This window comes from Bartonella sp. MR168JLCBS (assembly GCF_042194175.1).
The window spans coordinates 1-235 of sequence record NZ_JBHIMP010000117.1 but is presented as its reverse complement, the minus strand read 5'-3'; the positions used below and the strand labels follow the sequence as shown (position 1 = coordinate 235).

Annotated in this window: 1 pseudogene; it reads left to right on the top strand. The window is 44.7% G+C overall.

The features are described 5' to 3' along the window. A pseudogene (locus ACFIK8_RS09615) lies at positions 1–235 on the top strand (RND transporter); the annotation flags it as partial.

The window sequence follows — 235 nt, the reverse complement described above, 5'->3', positions numbered from 1 at the left end:
GTGTGTCAAATTCAATTTCAGGAATGCGTAGTGCTTCTGGACAATCTGATGCGTCTTTAAGCCAATATCGGAGTGGTTTTGATGCAAGTTGGGAGCTTGATTTTTTTGGTAGGCGTAAACGAGCGGTCGAAGCCTCACATTATGGTCTTGAAGCAACCGTGGAAGATATGCGTGCCACAATGGTGACACTGTTAGGAGATGTGGCAACAAATTATGTTCAAATGCGTGGTTGGCA